This is a genomic window from Streptomyces spinoverrucosus (assembly GCF_006539505.1).
Classification (GTDB): domain Bacteria; phylum Actinomycetota; class Actinomycetes; order Streptomycetales; family Streptomycetaceae; genus Streptomyces; species Streptomyces spinoverrucosus.
This window is the reverse complement of sequence record NZ_BJND01000035.1, coordinates 51,911-67,888: the sequence shown is the minus strand read 5'-3', so window position 1 is coordinate 67,888 and position 15,978 is coordinate 51,911. Positions and strand designations below refer to the sequence as shown.

The following is a 15,978-nucleotide window of genomic DNA, read 5'->3' as shown; positions in this document are numbered from 1 at the left end:
GCTCCGCGCGCGTGCCCCGCGACGGGCGAAAGCCGCCTCCCAGGAGCCCTCCCCCAGGCGCCCTCCCCGCAAGAGGCTCCCCTACTTCTTCTTCCCTCGGGGCACCAGCACGTCCGTCAGCAGCGCCACCCCGGGCCGCAGCGCGTCCCAGCCGCTCCCGTACCAGGCCAGCACGGCGATCGCCGAGGTGGGGAACTTCGTCCGCACTCGGTCCAGCGTGTCACCGAGGCCGTCCCCGGCGAGCCCCAGGACCAGCTCCTCCAGGCCGGGGTTGTGGCCCACGAGGAGCAGTGTCCGGATCTCGGGCGCCACCGCCTGCACGGCGGCCAGCAGGTCGGGTACGTCGGCCGCGTACAGCCGTGGGTCGTGCCGTACCGGCGGCGGGGTGCCCCACTGGGCGGACGCCAGTTGCCAGGTCTGGCGGGCGCGTACGGCGGTGGAGCACAGGGCGAGGTCCGGCAGGCAGTCGGACTCGGCGAGCGCGCGACCGGCGGCCGGCGCGTCCCGGCGGCCCCGGGGCGCGAGCGGGCGCTCGTGATCGGCGACGTCCGGCGGCCAGGCGGACTTGGCGTGCCGCAGCACGACCAGGCGGCGCAGCGGGCCCGATCCCGCGCGCGAGATCATGCCGGGGCTCCCAGGTCGCGGGTCAGGTCGAGCCCGAGCAGCCGGTCCGCATAGGCGTACGTCTCGAAGCGGGCGCCGTTCGGCAGGTCCGGTTCGCTCTCCACGCGGTGCAGGACGCGCAGCACCGAGGGCACGTCCAGGTCGTCCTCCCAGGCGGTACGGAGCTGTCCGCGCACCTCGTCGGGGACCGGCCGCGACGGATGCCGCGCCCAGTCGGCGACGACCCGCCGCCAGCGCGCGAGCGTGTCACGGGCCTCCCCCAGGACCGTGTCGTCGAGCCGCACGGGATCGCTGCGGCGCCGGGAGAGCAGGGCCAGCCGCAGCACGGCCGGATCGTCACCCACGGGCATCCCGCGCCCCTCCGCCACGGGCGCGACCGCGACGCGCACCCCGTCCGGTTTCGCGCCGCCCTCCTCCACCACATGGATGACGTGCCGCTCCCCGAGCCCGGCCCCCACGTCCTCGAAGGGCCGGATGCCGAGGGCCGCGGCGGCCGTCCGGAGTTCTGCCTGGTCCCGGTCGCCGGACAGCACCCCGAGGACCGGCGTACCGCCCAGTTCCAGGGCGCGGACCAGCACGTCGGCGACCAGCAGGACGCGCAGGGCGGTGGGACCGAGGGCGGGCACATGGGCCTCGACACAGGTCAGTCCCCGGCGGGTCGTGGACGCGTCGACGGGTTCTCCGGTCCGGGCGTCGATGATGCGCAGCACGCAGCGAGCGTAGGCCTGCGGACGGCCGTACGCACGACACGCGTTTCCGGACAGCACGCCGGAGAACCGAAGGCGCACACCCCAGCAGGTCATCGTCGATCAGATCATGCGTAACCGTCCTTGTCCACGGTCGCCGAGGTGCCGTCGGCCTCCCTCTCCAACTCGGGTGTCCCCGCGGCCGTCAGAGGGCCGCCTGGCGCTTCAGGTTTCCTTCGTCATTCGCTGTCGCCGGAGAGGCCCTCAGCGGTCCTGTCCCTGTACGGTCTCGCGCACGGCCCATGTCTCCGGCACTCCGAGATCCTCGTAGAGCCGGCTGCGCTGGCGAGGGCTGAGTGTCGTGGAGAGGGCCGCGAGAGTGCCTCCTGCCTCGTCGTCCGGTCCGGCGGCGAGCGTTGCCCGCACGATGGCGGCGCGGTCGGCGGGCGGGAGGGACGGCAGCATTCGGCGGAGGTCGGTAAGGCTCTCCTCCGGAGTGCGGGATGCCTTGAAGGCGCCGAAGACGGCACCGAGTTCGTCGTCGGTGCACGTCTGCCACAGAGCGGGCATCGCCACCGTCTCCTCCGCATGCAGATGGGCGAGGTAGGCGCTGATCAGCTCGTTCACGGCCAGGTAGAGGCCGTGCCGTGCATCGGGCAGCGCGTCGGCCGGGATCTTCGGCAGCCGGCGCGCCCGCTCGTCCAGCGCGGTGAGCGCCGCATCGAGGCGCAGGTGCTCGGCGTCCAGCGCCTCGGCGGCTTCGGCCGCCCTCTCCCGCAGCAGCGGGTGGATGTAGGCGTCCTCGTGGTCGGCGTGCTCACGGAGCTCCTGCGTCATGGCCAGGCAGCCCTCCGCGATGCGCTCGGCACAGTCCGGTTGCGCGAGGTCGGCGGCGCCGACATCGACGGCGAGAGCGAAGAGCCACTCCCGTTGTCCCATGTGAACATTCCTGTACAAATCGACCCTAGGCATGTCTGCACTGCTCCTCATCAGGGATTCCTTGGACTAGACTGACAACAGATTCACATACAGACAATATGTTGTCAATGGAGCCCAGATGATGTCCGATGCAATGGCCCTGCTCGTGGCCGACGTGTTCGAGGCGGCGGGCGCCCTGCGCCGCCTGGGCGAGCACACCGCACAGGCCGAAGGGCTCACCCAGGCCCGCTGGCAGGTCCTGAGCGTGGTCTCCGAAACGGCCCTCACCGTGCCGCAGGCCGCCCGCCGCCTGGGGGTCAGCCGGCAGAACGTACAGCGCGTCGCCAACGACCTCGTGAACCTGGGACACGCCACCTACGAGGCCAACCCCGACCACCGGGGCTCCCCGCTGCTGACCCTCACCCCTCGCGGCCACGAAGTGCTCGCCGCCCTCACGCAACGCGCCTCGGCAGTGCACCGCGAACTCTTCTCGGCACTCGACTCCGAGGAGGTCAGCAGGACGCGAGCCCTCCTCCGCAGGCTGCTGCAAGAGCTGGACCGCCACGAACAGGTCGACGGCAGGCGCTGAGCCACCTCGGCCGGGCGCGCCGACGCCTCATCCGATGAAGGGGCCGATCGGCTGATCCCGGGCGTCTCGCGGGCGGGATGATCAGAGGGGACGGGATTCGAGACGGGATTCAGAGCGCCCGTCGTCCTGCAACCGAGATCGGGAGTACCGCGATGCGGATCGAAGCGACTGTCAACGTCATCGCCCTTGATGGGCTTCCGTTCCCTGCTTCGGTTCGTCGTGGTCCCGCGTACGGCCGGGCGGGACGTACGAAGGACACGACCCGCTTTGCAGCAGCTTCTTCATCGCAGTAGCTCTCCCGCACGACCCGAACGATCCGATCGCGGCCCCTGGGCGGCTCTGTGCGCGCTGTGCGTGAGCGTCTTCATGATCGGGCTGGACGCCACGGTCGTGAACGTGGCGATACCCGGATCCTCGCCCTCGGCCTGGTGGCCATGGCTGGTTTCGTCTTCTGGCAGTGCCGCAATCGCCGCGAGCCGCTGCTCCCCCTGCGGCTGTTCCGCAGCCGCGGCTTCTCCGCCGCCAGCGGCGCCGGCGCGGCCCTGGGCTGTGCCATGAGCGGTCTGTTCCTGCTTCCCATGGCCATGCTTCTGCTGGGCCTTCTGTGCTGCGCCATCGAGTCGGAGCCGGGCGGAGCAGCCGCCGGGTCGCCGACATGACAAGCTCCCCGGCGCTCTGCGCCCGGCTCAGGCCCGGCGACGGAGGGTCAGGCGTGTGTGTCCTGTGCGACGTCTGCGTGCTCGTTGTGGCGCAGGACAGTAGTGACGAGATCTGGGCCCGGATAGTCCATCATCACCACTCCGGTGCGTCTCATGTCGCGTGACTCCAGCCAGTGCAGGGCATAGTGGTTGACCCCGGTGAACCACAGGGCCCCTGCGGCCACCGCGTGCGGGTAGGCGCCGGGACCGACGCCGCTGAGGAAGGTGACGTAGAGCGTCTGCGGATTGCTGCCGGCGGCTTCTTCCAGATGCCCTCTGGCCTTGTCCCACTTGCCCTTGATGTGGAACATGGTGGGCACGTCGTAGGCGTCCTGGATGTTCAGGGCGGGACTGTAGTAGCTGAGCCCGAAGTCGGTGCCCTCGCCGTCGAATTCCTGCAGGATGACGAACTTTCCGCGGACCTCACCGAGGGTGGGAGCCTGCTGGTTGCCGTCGGTCGGCCGCCACAGGTGGTCACGGGCGAGCGGGGCCGTTTCCGGGTTCTGCTCCAGGTACCACCTCAGTGTCTGGGCGAAGGAGCGGGTGTTGCCCTCCGGGGTGTGTTCCTGCTTGAGCCGCATCAGTACCGCTTCGCGGGGGTGGGCCTTGAGGAAGTCGGTCGTCTGGCGCAGGACGTCGGTGAAGTTGGCGTTCAGATAGACCACGCCGTGGTGGATCGTGAAGTGGTCCTTGAAATGCCGTGCGCGGATGTCGAGTGCTCTGATACCGGCGTTGAGCTGCTCGGGCAGCGGGCTCTTCTGGGTCTCCGCCACGAAGGTGACGTCACGGGCCATGGTGTCGTGCGTGCCGGGGATCGAGAGGTCGGCCAGGCGAGCCGTATCAGGCAGGGCCGCCATCCAGTCGGGGTGGGAGATGGCGCCGAGCCCCTCGCTGTGCCGGCCGCTCGCCCAGGCCGTGTTGCCGGATACGAACACGAGCAGTACGGCGAACAGGGCCGCCACGGCAGCTCGCGCCGCATGCCGGGCGGGGCGGCGGGACGGGCGTGAGCGGACAGTGGCCGTGCCGGCCGCGGATACAAGTCTGTGGTGTGTGTCGGACATCAGCGCGTGCCCTTTCTGGTGACGGCCCGGCGGCGCCGGCCGGGCGCGGGGACGGGACGGTGCGAGTGGGAAGCTCGGCCTTCAGGCTTCAGGCCGTTGCGGGCGGTGCGGGGGTGTCAAGAAGCACACCGGGGTTGAGGATCGCCCTCGGGTCAAGCGCTCGCTTGACGGCGCCGAGGGCCACCGCGAACGTGTCGGGGCGCTGGCGGTCGTACCAAGGGCGGTGCTCGCGGCCCACGGCATGGTGGTGGGTGATGGTGCCGCCGCGGTCGACGATGAGTTCGCAGACCGCGCTCTTCACCGCGTCCCACTGGGCTGTCTCGCTACCGCGCCGGGCCGGTGCGAGGACGGTCACGTAGAGGGCGGCTCCGTCGGGATAGACATGGGTGAGACGGCAGTTGACGGCCGCGGCACCGCACACCTCGGCGGCCGCGTCCTGCGCGGCGCGGGTGATGCGGGTGGTGAAGTCGGTGAAGCGGTCCCAGGTGATGGCGGTCTCGAACGTTTCCACGAGGATCCCGGCTGCAACGAGCGAGTCCCGCAGGTACGGGGCGGCCAGGAAACCGTCGCGCCAGCGTTGTTCCGGCCCACCGCCCTGGGGCGCCGTACCCTGTGGGCCGCGTACGCGGGGTGTCCCGACCGGCGTTCCGCCGAGGTCGCGGCAGCACGACACTGCGTCCTCCAGCTCGCCGTCCTGCGGGAAGTGGGCGGACTCGAAACCCAGCAGGAGCACGGCGCTCGTGCCGTCGCCTGCCCCGCTCAGGGCCGCTTCCCCGCCGTCGAGCAGCCGGCAGTTGGCGGGGCGCAGACCCAGTTGCACAAGCGTGCGAACAGCCGTCGCCCCGTCGAGGAATGTGGGGAACCGAACGGCCTGCGAAGCCCGGTGGACGGGCCGGTTCTGCAGGCGTAGCCATGCCTCGGTGACGACCCCGAGGACGCCTTCGGAGCCCAGCAGCAGCCTGTCCGGGCTCGGCCCCGCCCCCGATCCGGGCAGTCGGCGGCTCTCCCAGACGCCGCTGGGCGTAATGGCCCGTACGGACTCGACGAAGTCGTCGATGCGGGTGCCGCCGGTGGCGTAGTGGCCGCCCGCTCGGGTGACGAGGCTGCCGCCGACCGTGGCGAAGGCGTAGGACTGGGGGAAGTGGCGCAGGCTCAGGCCGTGCGGGCGCAGTTGGGCGTCCGCGTCGGGCAGCGGTGTCCCGGCCCGGATGCGGGCCGCCCGTGAGGTCAGGTCGACGTCGACGACGCCCGTGAGCCTGCGCAGGTCGAGGGAGAGCGTGCCCCGGTAGGTGTCGCCAACCAGGGGCTCAACGCCGCCCACCACGCTGGTGCCGCCGCCGAACGGTATGACCGCGACGCTCTCGTGCGAGCACCACTCCAGCAGCCGTGTGATCTCGTCCTCGTCACGAGGGAAGGCGACGAGGTCGGGGGGATGGGGTATCTCGCCGTGGAATCCGCGCACGACGTCCTTGTACGACTTTCCCATGGCGTGCGTGGCCCGCTCGTAGACGTCGTCTTGGCAGATGCCGGCCAGGCGCGAGGGGGGTACGAGCCGTCTGGCGGGGGGCAGTTCGAGGTCGGCCAGGCGGGCGGGTACGCGGATGTGCTCGGCTCCGAATCCGAGTACGCCGCGCGCCTGTTCAGCGATCTTTCTGGTCTCCGGCGGGGAGGGCTGTTCGTCCTCGTAGCCCCACCCCCAGAATTTCCGCCGACGCCCCTCAGTGACCACGGCTGCTCCCGTCCCAGGTGTCGTCATCACGGTCGTGTCCGCGCTGCGACGGTACGAACGCCGCCGGGCGCTGTCATTGGCCGCGGCGGCCAGACCGTTGACATCTGGCGGCGGGCGGCGGTTCACTCGCGGCCGTGTCCGACCCACCAGAGACGAGCGTGTCAACGCGCTATGTGCGTACCGTGGTTGAGGCCGCAGCAGACCGGGGCGCGGACCCCGACCGGCTGCTGAGGGGTGCGGGGCTACGGCACGGCGGTCTCGATCTGCTGGAACGCATCCCCTCCAGCACCGTCCGCCGCATCTGGGACCTGACCATCGACGCGACCGGCGACCGCTGTTTCGGGCTCCACGTCGGCGGCCGACTGCGCCCGGGCGCCTACCACGTCCTCGGCCACGCACTGCTGGCAAGCCCCACCCTCCAGGACGCCGCCCAGTTGACCGTGCGCTACCACCGCATGGTCAGCGACGCCGGCCGGCTGTCCTTCACCCGGCACGCCGACCGCGCGGCCCTGACGTACCGCAGATTCACCCCGCCCGGCGATGCCGACGTCCAGCAGACCGAGGCCGTCGTCGCCGGAATCGTCACCGCGGCGCGGTGGCTGAGCCCCGACGGCTGGCAGGCCACGCGCATCACCTTCACGCACCCCGCGCCCGAGGAAGGGACAGGGCCGTGGGAGGCGGCGCTGGGCGCGCCGGTGACCTTCGGGGCTTCGGAGAACCGCATGGAGTGGACGCTCGGGCAGATGGACGCCCCGCTCCCCTACGGCGACCCAGCCCTCCTTGGGATGTACCGGGGCTACGCCGACGGGATCCTGGCCGGGCTGCACCCGCACGGCCGCCTGCCGGTCAGCCGCCGTGCCGCGGCGTGGCTGAGCAGGCAGGACCTGGCCACCGTCCGCCCCGACGACCTGGCCAGAGCCCTGCACATGAGCGGACGCGGCCTGCGTCGGGCCCTGCAGGAGGACGGCACCTCCTGGCGGCTCCTGCTGGATGAGGCCCGCCACCGGCTCGCCGTGCGATGGGTGGGTGACGGCGCCCGTACCCTCGGTGAGATCGCAAGGAGGCTCGGGTACAGCGATGTGCCCAGCCTGGTGCGGGCTTTCAACCGGTGGGAGGGGATGCCTCCGCGCCGCTACGCCCAGGCTGCCGCGGCGGCGGCCGCTGCCTCAGCCGCGGACCGGAACGCGGGTGCCGGGCCCGCATCCGCGGCCGAGCCCGGTCCGTGACAGCGGGGTCAAGCCGTCGGCAGGGGCACTGCGGGACCGGTACGGCGGGCCGCCGTACGGCTGCGCGCCCGGGGTACCAGACGCGACCGGAGCGCCACCAGGGTGACCAGGGCCAGTGCGGTGAGGCCGGCCCCTGGTCGGCCGCGGCATGGTGGGCGGGAAACTCGTAAGGGAGCGCAGTGTCGCCGCGATCGCTCCGCTGATCGCCCTCGGTCTGCCCGAGTACGTCGTCCGGACGCTGTTCGAGTCCCTCGACGGCCTGCGCGTTCGACCGGACTGGCTACTGGCAGCTGGCCGGCATGCACGGCGCGGTTGCCGGGCTCCTCCCGCCGGCGGGCCCTCGACGCCGAAGGCGTGGTCCGCGTCGGCGTGCCCGGCAGCGGCGAGCCGTCCGTACCGTCCGTGGTCGACGTCCGTCGGCCGGTCCTCGGCGCGGCCATGGTCCAGGTCGGCCCGGCGGAGTGATGCGCGGTCGGCCGTGTCACACGGGAGGGCGGGCCGTCCCGGCAGGGGCTGTTGCCCGGCGCTGCCCAGGTCCCGGACCGGCCTCGTACACCAGGCAGGCCCCAGCACGTACTCCAGCGGCTGGACAATCGGTGCCTTGCAGGGAATGACGCGCAGCCGCCCGCCGTTGGCCACTGCGCGAACATCCGGCCCACAGGAGGAGCACCGTGCGCAGCGAGACCGAGGCAATCCGCAAGATCCTCACTGAACTGGGGGACACATGGGCGATCGTTGGTCTCTCCGCCAACGAACGGCGCGCCGCTTACGGTGTCGCGGAGGTCCTGCAACGCTATGGCAAGCGGATCGTCCCCGTTCACCCGAAGGCCGAGACGGTGCACGGGGAACGAGGTTATCCGTCTCTCGATGCCATTCCCTTCGACGTCGACGTCGTGGACGTCTTCGTGAACAGCGCGCTCGCCGGCGCGGTCGCCGATGACGCCGTGGCCAAGGGCGCCAAGGCCGTGTGGTTCCAGCTCGGCGTGATCGACGAGGCCGCGCACGAGCGGACCCGAGCTGCCGGCCTTGAGATGGTCATGGATCGGTGCCCGGCCATTGAGATCCCGCGGCTCGGCTGACGTCGGTCGCGTTTCACGCGCGCCTCCCCCACCTGTCCGGCCCCCGTCATAATGCTCGCGTGGTCATACCTTCCCCCCACCCCAACTCCCCCACGCCGCACCGCTCTCCGGTCGTCATCGTGGGCGCCGGGCCCGCCGGTCTGACGCTCGGCAACATCCTGCGGGCCGCGTCCGTCGACTGTGTCGTGCTGGAGGTGGAGAGCAGGGAGTTCATCGAACAGCGGCCGCGGGCCGGGGTCCTGGAGGAGTGGGCCGTGCGCGGGCTCGCACGGCGGGGCCTGGCCGGGAACCTGCTGGAGCGGGCCCAGCGGCACACCCAGTGCGAGTTCCGCTTCGCCGGAGGGCGCTACCGGCTGTCGTACACCGAACTGACGGGGCAGCACCACTGGATCTATCCACAGCCGTTGCTGGTGACGGACCTGGTGCGGGAGTACGCCGACGTCCGCGGGGGCGACATCCGGTTCGGCGTGCGGGACGTCCGGCTCCACGACCTGGACACCGACCGGCCTGCGGTGTCGTACACCTGCCCGGAGACCGGCGAACGTCAGGTGATCCACTGCGAGTTCGTGGCGGGTTGTGATGGTGCGCGGGGCGTGACGCGTGCCGCGCTGCCGCGGGAGCGGGTCCGTATCGCGCGGCACGACTACGGCATCGGCTGGCTGGCGCTGCTCGCGGAGGCCCCGCCGTCCTCGGACTGCGTGGTGTTCGGCATCCACCCCCGCGGCTTCGCCGGGCACATGGCGCGCAGCCCCGAGGTGACCCGGTACTACCTCCAGTGCCCGCCCGGCGACGACCCGGAGAACTGGTCGGAGGAAAGGGTTTGGGCCGAGCTCCAGGAGCGGCTGGGCGCGCGGGACACCCCACCCCTCACCGAGGGTCGGCTGATCGAGAAGCGGGTGCTCGACATGCACAACTACGTGGTCGAGCCGATGGCTTTCGGGCGACTGTTTCTGGCCGGTGACGCGGCCCACCTCACCGCGCCGATCGCCGCGAAGGGTATGAACCTCGCCCTGCACGACGCGTTCCTGCTCGGCGACGCGCTCGTCGCGTACCTCACGAAGGGCGACGGGAGCGGGCTGCACGGCTACTCCACCGACTGCCTGGAGCGGGTCTGGGACTACCAGGAGTTCTCGCGGTGGCTGTCCGACGTGTACCACGGGACCGCGTCCGGCGACCCGTACCACGCGGGCACCACCCTGGCCCGGTTGCGCCGCCTGTTCACGTCCCCCGCCGCCGCGTCCGCGTTCGCGGAGCAGTACCTCGGCACGGATCCCGCGCTCTGACCCGGTCTCGACGTCAGTCGTGCTCCGGCCGCCCGGTGAGCCGGTGGTCGGCGAGGTTCAGCGCCTCGTCCACGACCCTGCGCAGATGGCCGTCGCGCAGGGCGTAGATCACCCGGCGGCCTTCCTTGCGCGTGCTCACCAGCCCCGCGAGCCGTAGCCGCGCCAGATGCTGGCTGACCGCGGGCCGGGCCGCCCCGCAGGCCTCGGTGAGCGTCGAGACGTCCGCCTCGCCGCTGCTCAGCGCGTGCAGCAGCGCGAGACGGGTGCGGTCACCGAGCAGGGCGAGCAGTTCGGCGGCAAGCGCGAACTGTTCCTCGCCGGGGGTGCGCGGATGCGCATCGTGTGCAGGTGATAGGTGCATGCGTGCGCTCATACGCACATAATGGTGCCGTGGACGGCGTACGTCCAGCGCCGCGCACCGGAACATGCGCACCGGAAGGGGAGAACCGTGAGCGACCGCCACGACCACGGGCACGTGCATGAGCACCACCACGACCACCAGGGGCACCGCCACACCCACCACCGCCCCTCCGGCCTCCGCCCCCTCTTCCCCCGCTTCCTCCCCCACCGCCTGACCCACCTCCTCACCCCCCACTCCCACGACACCGCCGACAAGGTCGACTCGGCCCTGGAGTCCTCCGCCCGCGGCATGCGTGCCCTGTGGGTTTCGCTGGCGGTGCTCGGCGTGACCGCGCTCGCGCAGGCCGTCGTGGTCGTGGCGTCCGGGTCGGTGGCGCTGCTCGGCGACACGGTGCACAACGCCGCGGACGCGCTGACGGCCGTACCGCTCGGAATCGCCTTCGTGCTGGGCCGGCGCGCGGCGACCCGTCGCTTCACATACGGCTACGGCCGCGCGGAGGACCTGGCGGGCATCGTGATCGTGCTGACGATCGCCGCGTCGGCCGCCTTCGCGGGGTGGACGGCGATCGAGCGGCTGCTCGACCCGCGTCCGGTGCAGCACATCCCGGCGGTCGCGGTGGCCGCGCTGGTCGGTTTCGCGGGCAACGAGTGGGTGGCCCGCTACCGGATCCGCGTCGGCCGCTCGATCGGCTCGGCGGCGCTGGTCGCCGACGGGCTGCACGCGCGTACGGACGGATTCACCTCACTGGCGGTGCTGCTGAGCGCGGGCGGCGCGGCGCTGGGCTGGCAACTGGCCGACCCGATCGTGGGGTTGGCGATTACCGCGGCGATCACGCTGGTGCTGCGGGACGCGGCGCGAGAGGTGTTCCGGCGGGTGCTGGACGCCGTCGACCCGGCCCTGGTGGACCGGGCCGAACGGGCGTTGCGCACGGTGCCGGGCGTGCAGGACGTGGGCGAGCTGCGGCTGCGCTGGATCGGGCACCGGTTGCGGGCCGAGGTGGCGGTGGTCGTGGACGGGGAGGTGACGGTACGTCAGGCCCACGCGATCGCCGTCGAGGCCGAACACGCCCTGCTGCACGCCGTACCGCGCCTCACCGCGGCCCTCGTACACGCCGACCCGGCGCACACGCCCGGCGAGGCGGACCCGCATCTGCCGCTGGCCCACCACGCCACGGCGTGAGGCGGGGACTCAGGCGATCCCCAGCCCCTCCAGCACCACGGCGCCCGGCAGTTCCGCGAAGGCCTTGCCCGGCACCAGCAGCTTGCCGCGCCGCCGGCCGCTGCCGACCAGGACGTACGGCAGGTCGACGACGGCGGAGTCCACCAGCACCGGCCAGCCCTCGGGCAGTCCGATCGGGGTGATGCCGCCGTACTCCATGCCGGTCTCGCCGGTCGCCGTGTCCATCGCGGCGAACGAGGCCTTGCGGGCGCCGAGTTGGCGGCGGACGACGCCGTTGACGTCGACGCGGGTGGTGGAGAGCACGACACAGGCGGCCAGCGTGGTCTCGCCGCCGCGCTTGCCCGCGACGACGACGCAGTTGGCGGACTGCTCCAGCAGTTCCCGGCCGTAGTGCTCGACGAAGACGTTGGTGTCGGCCCACTGCGGGTCGGTGTCAACGTAGACGATCTGGTCGGCGGGGACGCTGCCGCGCCAGTGCCGTACGGCGTCGGCGACCGGGCCGGTCAGCTCGTCGAGGCAGTCGGGGGCGGGCGTCGCCTGGTCGAAGTGTCCGATGGGTGCGCGCATATCGGCACGCTAACAGCCGTTCGGAGGCTCTTCGTACGTGTCTCAGTGCACGGGCGGCACCGACACGGCCAGCACCATCTCCATCGGTACGTCGCCCTCGTTGCCGTACGTGTGCGGCACCCCGGCGTCGAAGGAGGCGCTGGCGCCCGCCGGGACGCCGTAGTCCACGCCGTCGACGGTGAGCGTCAGTTCACCGGCCGTGACGTGGACGAGTTCGACCGTGCCGGCCGGGTGCGGGTCGGAGGAGCTGCTCTCGCCCGGCATCAGCCGCCAGTCCCACAGCTCCAGCGGGCCGGGGGCCTCGGTGCCGGCGAGCAGCCGGTTGTAGCTGCCCGCGTCGGTGTGCCACATCCGAACGGCCTGGTCGGCGGGGACGATACGGACCTTGGGGCCCTGCTCGTAGTCGAGCAGTGTGGTGATGCTGATGCCCAGCGCGTCGCCGATCTTGACGACCGTGCCGAGGCTGGGGTTGGTCCGGGCCTGCTCGATCTGGATCAGCATGCCGCGGCTGACCCCGGCGCGGGCGGCGAGGGTGTCCAGGGTGAAGCCGCGCTCGGTGCGCCAGCGTTTGACGTTCCGCGCCAGGGACTGGGTCAGCAGGTCGAGGTCCGACACATTCCGTCCATTATTTTAGATAGCAGAGTTCAATCAATTGAACTATGGTGTGGTGCACCCATTCGTTCACTGAACTGTACTGCGAGGCGCTCGATGACAGCACTCTTCGCCCTGGCCACCAGCCTCCTGTGGGGTCTGGCCGACTTCGGCGGCGGGCTGCTGACCCGGCGTACCCCGGCCCTGACCGTGGTCGTCGTCTCGCAGTCGATCGCGGTGGTCGTGCTCGGTGCGATCGTGGTCGCGACCGGTGCCTGGAGCGAGGCGGGACCGCAGCTCTGGTTCGCCGTGGGCGCCGGTCTGGTGGGCCCGGTGGCGATGCTCGCCTTCTACAAGGCGCTCGCGCTGGGCCCGATGGGGGTCGTCTCGCCGCTCGGGTCGCTCGGCGTGGCCGTACCGGTGGGTGTGGGTCTGGTGCTGGGCGAGCGTCCGGGGCTGCTGCAGATCGCCGGGATCGTGGTGGCCGTGGTCGGGGTCGTGCTCGCGGGCGGGCCGCAGTTCAGAGGTGCGCCGGTGCAGCGGCAGGCCGTACTGCTCACGTTGCTCGCGGCGTTCGGCTTCGGCGCGGTGATGGCCCTGATCGCGGAGGCGTCGACGACGCTCACCGGGCTGTTCCTGGCGCTGTTCGTGCAGCGCGTCACCAACGTCGTCGCGGGCGGCACCGCCCTGTACATCTCGGTACGGCGCGGCTCCCCCGCCCTGCCCGCGGACGGCTTCCCCTGGGCCTCGCTCCCGGCGCTCGGATTCGTCGGCCTGGCGGACGTGGCGGCCAACGGCACGTACTCGATCGCCGCCCAACACGGCCCGGTCACCGTCGCCGCCGTACTCGCCTCGCTCTACCCGGTGGTGACGGCCCTGGCCGCCCGCGGCTTCCTCAGCGAACGGCTGCGTGCCGTTCAGGCGGCGGGCGCGGGACTGGCCCTCGCCGGGACTCTGCTGCTGGCGACGGGCTAGGGCCTGTCGTTTGGATCAGGTCGGCTGAGAGAGACTGCGGCTTTCAGCCGACCCGAGCGGGGGCGATGGGGGTGCCCCCGCGCGAGCTGGTTCGAGCGTGGGGGAGTCGGCAACCGACGACAACGCGGCTGGGGGTACCTCCTCTGGGGAGCGCGTGCCAGGCCCCGCGACGCCGGCATGATCCAAACGACAGGCCCTGGGTCAGGCCTCCGGCTCCAGCTCGGCCAGCCGTGCCGCCGTCTCCTCGTCGAGGTCCGCGAGCGCCGTCAACTGCTCGGGGGTGACGCCCTCGGGTATCGGCACCGGCGCCGGTGTCCTGAGCGGCGGTTGCCAGCCGTCGACGGCAGTCCAGCGGCGTACGATCCGGGCGGGCGCCCCTGCCACCACGGCGTGGTCGGGCACCACCCCGCGCACCACCGCACCCGCGGCCACCACCACGTTCCGCCCGATCCGTGCGCCCGGCAGGATCACCGCGCCGGTCCCGATCCAGCAACCCGGCCCGATCTCCACGGGCTCCATCCGGGGCCACTGCTTGCCGATGGGCTGGTGCGGGTCGTCGTACGAGTGGTTGGTGGACGTGACGTAGACGTACGGCCCGAAGTAGCAGTCGCTGCCGATGGTGACCGTCGTGTCGGCGATGACGTGGCTGCCGCGGCCCAGGACGACTCCGTCGCCGATGTGCAGGATGGGCTCGGGTCCGAGGTCGAGGTCGGGCATCAGACCAGCCGTCAGGGTGACCTGTTCTCCGACGATGCAGTGGGCGCCGAGGTGGATCCAGGGTTCGCCGAAGATCGTGCCGAGCGGGAAGGCGAGCCGGGTGGCTTCGCCGATCGAGCCGAAGTGGAAGCGGCCGGGGTGCTCGGCCGTCACCGAACCCGTGCGCTGCACCCAGGCCCAGCCCGCGTGGACAGCGCGCTGCGCCACTCGGTGTCGCCAGGATGAGAACGTGTTCTTGCGCTTCGGCACGCGCACACGTTACTCAGCGGGCGGTTCATGCACCGTGCCGGAGGCCTGTGATCTTCGCCCCATGGGTTGGCGTACCGTTCCCTCGTACTCGACGACCAGGGAGACGAGGATGACGCAGCAGGCGCTGATCACCGGCATCGGCGGCAAGGAGCCGAGGGTCGATCAGGAGGCGTTTGTCGCACCGACCGCGGCGGTGATCGGGGACGTGACGGTGGGGGCCGGGGCGAGTGTCTGGTACGGGGCCGTGCTGCGGGGGGACGTCGAGCGGATCTCCGTGGGGGCGAGCAGCAATGTGCAGGACAACTGCACGCTGCATGCCGATCCCGGGTTTCCGGTGAGCGTCGGCGAGCGGGTGTCCATCGGGCACAACGCCGTGGTGCATGGGGCGACCGTTGAGGACGACTGCTTGATCGGGATGGGGGCCACCGTGCTCAACGGGGCGGTGATCGGGGCGGGGTCCCTGGTCGCGGCCCAGGCGCTGGTGCCGCAGGGGATGCGGGTGCCGCCGGGTTCGCTTGTCGCGGGGGTGCCTGCGAAGGTTCGGCGGGAGCTGAGCGAGGAGGAGCGGGAGGGGATCACGCTCAACGGGACGATGTATGCGGAGTTGGGGAAGGCGCACCGAGAAGCGCACGGGGAGTGACCGTGGTCAGCGGTCTGCGGGCCGCGGGGGCTGGTCGCGCAGTTCCCCGCGCCCCTTAGGCAGGTCTACTCGCCGACGACGACAGGTTCCCGTTCGGGCACGTGCTGTACCTGCGCCGACTTCTTCGCCTTGCGCTTGAGCACCAGCATCGACGTCAGGCCGATCAGAACCGCCAGCACCAGCCCCACCCACGAGAACCGCTTCAGCCACGCCTCGGCCACGACACCCACGTAGTAGATGACCGCCGTCGTGCCGCCCGCCCACAGGATGCCGCCGAAGACGTTGGCGATCAGGAACTTCCAGTACGGCATCCGCAGCACGCCCGCGAGCGGGCCCGCGAAGATGCGGAGAAGAGCGACGAAGCGGCCGAAGAAGACGGCCCACATGCCCCACTTCTCGAAGGAGCGCTCGGCCGTGGCGATGTGCGCCTCGCTGAAGTGCTTCGGGAACTTCCCGCCGAGCCAGGCGAGCAGCGGCCGCCCGCCCTTGCGGCCGATCGCGTAGCCGATGGAGTCACCGATGATCGCGCCGGCACTGGCGCACGCGCCGAGGACGAACGGGTCGATGTCGCCGTGCTGGGAGGCGAGCAGTGCGGAGGAGACCAGGATGATCTCGCCCGGCAGCGGGATGCCCAGGCTCTCCAGGCCGATGACCACTCCCACCAGCACGTAGATGGCGACCGCGGGTACGGTCTCGAGCCACTCCTGGACGTGCACCGCCGGTTCCTCCCGAATCGCGTCCCTGCACACACACGGCGTGCGCCCGGTCCCGGGCGCACGCTGGGAAGCCTACCGGGTCACGACGAC

18 protein-coding genes and 1 pseudogene are annotated in these 15,978 nt (G+C 71.6%); 8 read left to right on the top strand and 11 right to left on the bottom strand.

Going from position 1 to position 15,978, the window contains the following annotated elements; genetic code table 11:
• Positions 1-81: 81 nt before the first annotated feature.
• The 3 genes from SSP24_RS23595 to SSP24_RS23585 form a co-directional block, all read right to left on the bottom strand.
• Positions 82-624, bottom strand: coding sequence for a SixA phosphatase family protein (locus SSP24_RS23595; RefSeq protein WP_141311683.1), 543 nt, complete (start codon positions 622-624; stop codon positions 82-84).
• On the bottom strand, positions 621-1,334 hold the full coding sequence (locus SSP24_RS23590) for a hypothetical protein (RefSeq protein ID WP_141311682.1): 714 nt from the start codon (positions 1,332-1,334) through the stop codon (positions 621-623). Before SSP24_RS23590 ends, SSP24_RS23595 begins: the two co-directional genes overlap by 4 nt.
• Positions 1,335-1,574: 240 nt before the next feature.
• Positions 1,575-2,282, bottom strand: coding sequence for a hemerythrin domain-containing protein (locus SSP24_RS23585; RefSeq protein ID WP_141311681.1), 708 nt, complete (start codon positions 2,280-2,282; stop codon positions 1,575-1,577).
• An 85-nt stretch (positions 2,283-2,367) separates the two neighbouring features.
• Here SSP24_RS23585 and SSP24_RS23580 point away from each other — a divergent pair, with 85 nt between their 5' ends.
• Together SSP24_RS23580 and SSP24_RS23575 are read left to right on the top strand one after the other, a co-directional pair.
• Positions 2,368-2,817, top strand: a complete 450-nt coding sequence (locus SSP24_RS23580; protein ID WP_229866285.1) for a MarR family winged helix-turn-helix transcriptional regulator — start codon at positions 2,368-2,370, stop codon at positions 2,815-2,817.
• A gap of 434 nt (positions 2,818-3,251) precedes the next feature.
• Positions 3,252-3,476, top strand: coding sequence for a hypothetical protein (locus SSP24_RS23575; RefSeq protein ID WP_141311680.1), 225 nt, complete (start codon positions 3,252-3,254; stop codon positions 3,474-3,476).
• Positions 3,477-3,523: 47 nt separating this feature from the next.
• On the opposite strand, the gene SSP24_RS23570 is transcribed toward SSP24_RS23575, so the two are convergent.
• The gene (locus tag SSP24_RS23570; protein WP_167529675.1) at positions 3,524-4,576 is read right to left on the bottom strand and encodes a phosphatidylinositol-specific phospholipase C; all 1,053 of its coding nucleotides are present in this window, start codon (positions 4,574-4,576) and stop codon (positions 3,524-3,526) included.
• 88 nt (positions 4,577-4,664) lie between these two features.
• The gene (locus SSP24_RS23565) at positions 4,665-6,332 is read right to left on the bottom strand and encodes an FAD-binding oxidoreductase (protein WP_141311679.1); all 1,668 of its coding nucleotides are present in this window, start codon (positions 6,330-6,332) and stop codon (positions 4,665-4,667) included.
• Between the two features lie 155 nt (positions 6,333-6,487).
• On the opposite strand from SSP24_RS23565, the gene SSP24_RS23560 reads away from it, so the two are divergent.
• Positions 6,488-7,531 carry an AraC family transcriptional regulator gene (locus tag SSP24_RS23560; protein ID WP_141311678.1) on the top strand — a complete coding sequence of 348 codons (1,044 nt, stop codon included), beginning with the start codon at positions 6,488-6,490 and terminating at the stop codon, positions 7,529-7,531.
• 333 nt (positions 7,532-7,864) lie between these two features.
• Here SSP24_RS23560 and SSP24_RS45575 read toward each other — a convergent pair.
• A pseudogene (locus SSP24_RS45575) lies at positions 7,865-8,049 on the bottom strand (MGH1-like glycoside hydrolase domain-containing protein); the annotation flags it as partial.
• 153 nt (positions 8,050-8,202) lie between these two features.
• Between SSP24_RS45575 and SSP24_RS23550 the strand changes: the two are divergent.
• Both SSP24_RS23550 and SSP24_RS23545 read left to right on the top strand, forming a co-directional pair.
• Positions 8,203-8,610 carry a CoA-binding protein gene (locus SSP24_RS23550; protein ID WP_141311676.1) on the top strand — a complete coding sequence of 136 codons (408 nt, stop codon included), beginning with the start codon at positions 8,203-8,205 and terminating at the stop codon, positions 8,608-8,610.
• A gap of 59 nt (positions 8,611-8,669) precedes the next feature.
• A complete protein-coding gene (locus SSP24_RS23545) occupies positions 8,670-9,893 on the top strand; it encodes a 4-hydroxybenzoate 3-monooxygenase (protein ID WP_141311675.1) in 1,224 nt (407 codons plus the stop codon).
• A gap of 13 nt (positions 9,894-9,906) precedes the next feature.
• Here the strand turns inward: SSP24_RS23545 and SSP24_RS23540 are convergent, their stop codons facing one another.
• Complete coding sequence (locus tag SSP24_RS23540) at positions 9,907-10,266, bottom strand: ArsR/SmtB family transcription factor (protein ID WP_167529674.1); 360 nt, start codon at positions 10,264-10,266, stop codon at positions 9,907-9,909.
• A 75-nt stretch (positions 10,267-10,341) separates the two neighbouring features.
• On the opposite strand from SSP24_RS23540, the gene SSP24_RS23535 reads away from it, so the two are divergent.
• Entirely contained in the window at positions 10,342-11,433 is a 1,092-nt protein-coding gene (locus SSP24_RS23535) for a cation diffusion facilitator family transporter (protein ID WP_141311674.1), read from the top strand.
• 9 nt (positions 11,434-11,442) lie between these two features.
• Here the strand turns inward: SSP24_RS23535 and SSP24_RS23530 are convergent, their stop codons facing one another.
• Together SSP24_RS23530 and SSP24_RS23525 are read right to left on the bottom strand one after the other, a co-directional pair.
• On the bottom strand, positions 11,443-12,000 hold the full coding sequence (locus tag SSP24_RS23530) for a YbaK/EbsC family protein (RefSeq protein ID WP_141311673.1): 558 nt from the start codon (positions 11,998-12,000) through the stop codon (positions 11,443-11,445).
• Positions 12,001-12,042: 42 nt separating this feature from the next.
• Complete coding sequence (locus tag SSP24_RS23525) at positions 12,043-12,615, bottom strand: XRE family transcriptional regulator (protein ID WP_141311672.1); 573 nt, start codon at positions 12,613-12,615, stop codon at positions 12,043-12,045.
• Between the two features lie 93 nt (positions 12,616-12,708).
• Here SSP24_RS23525 and SSP24_RS23520 point away from each other — a divergent pair, with 93 nt between their 5' ends.
• The gene (locus tag SSP24_RS23520; RefSeq protein WP_141311671.1) at positions 12,709-13,566 is read left to right on the top strand and encodes an EamA family transporter; all 858 of its coding nucleotides are present in this window, start codon (positions 12,709-12,711) and stop codon (positions 13,564-13,566) included.
• 201 nt (positions 13,567-13,767) lie between these two features.
• Here the strand turns inward: SSP24_RS23520 and SSP24_RS23515 are convergent, their stop codons facing one another.
• Positions 13,768-14,532 (bottom strand): acyltransferase, encoded by a 765-nt coding sequence (locus SSP24_RS23515; protein WP_141311670.1) that lies wholly within the window; start codon positions 14,530-14,532, stop codon positions 13,768-13,770.
• A 109-nt stretch (positions 14,533-14,641) separates the two neighbouring features.
• Here SSP24_RS23515 and SSP24_RS23510 point away from each other — a divergent pair, with 109 nt between their 5' ends.
• Positions 14,642-15,172, top strand: coding sequence for a gamma carbonic anhydrase family protein (locus SSP24_RS23510; RefSeq protein ID WP_141311669.1), 531 nt, complete (start codon positions 14,642-14,644; stop codon positions 15,170-15,172).
• Between the two features lie 65 nt (positions 15,173-15,237).
• Here the strand turns inward: SSP24_RS23510 and SSP24_RS23505 are convergent, their stop codons facing one another.
• Entirely contained in the window at positions 15,238-15,888 is a 651-nt protein-coding gene (locus tag SSP24_RS23505; protein WP_141311668.1) for a DedA family protein, read from the bottom strand.
• Between the last annotated feature and the right edge of the window lie 90 nt (positions 15,889-15,978).

What these genes read in the sequence shown, in the direction of transcription:
- SSP24_RS23585 (WP_141311681.1), bottom strand. Translation starts at nt 2,282, where the DNA reads ATGCCTAGGGTCGATTTGTACAGGAATGTTCACATGGGACAACGGGAG.
- SSP24_RS23565 (WP_141311679.1), bottom strand. Translation starts at nt 6,332, where the DNA reads ATGACGACACCTGGGACGGGAGCAGCCGTGGTCACTGAGGGGCGTCGG.
- SSP24_RS23580 (WP_229866285.1), top strand. Translation starts at nt 2,368, where the DNA reads ATGATGTCCGATGCAATGGCCCTGCTCGTGGCCGACGTGTTCGAGGCG.
- SSP24_RS23520 (WP_141311671.1), top strand. Translation starts at nt 12,709, where the DNA reads ATGACAGCACTCTTCGCCCTGGCCACCAGCCTCCTGTGGGGTCTGGCC.
- SSP24_RS23510 (WP_141311669.1), top strand. Translation starts at nt 14,642, where the DNA reads ATGACGCAGCAGGCGCTGATCACCGGCATCGGCGGCAAGGAGCCGAGG.
- SSP24_RS23575 (WP_141311680.1), top strand. Translation starts at nt 3,252, where the DNA reads ATGGCTGGTTTCGTCTTCTGGCAGTGCCGCAATCGCCGCGAGCCGCTG.
- SSP24_RS23530 (WP_141311673.1), bottom strand. Translation starts at nt 12,000, where the DNA reads ATGCGCGCACCCATCGGACACTTCGACCAGGCGACGCCCGCCCCCGAC.
- SSP24_RS23570 (WP_167529675.1), bottom strand. Translation starts at nt 4,576, where the DNA reads ATGTCCGACACACACCACAGACTTGTATCCGCGGCCGGCACGGCCACT.
- SSP24_RS23540 (WP_167529674.1), bottom strand. Translation starts at nt 10,266, where the DNA reads ATGAGCGCACGCATGCACCTATCACCTGCACACGATGCGCATCCGCGC.
- SSP24_RS23595 (WP_141311683.1), bottom strand. Translation starts at nt 624, where the DNA reads ATGATCTCGCGCGCGGGATCGGGCCCGCTGCGCCGCCTGGTCGTGCTG.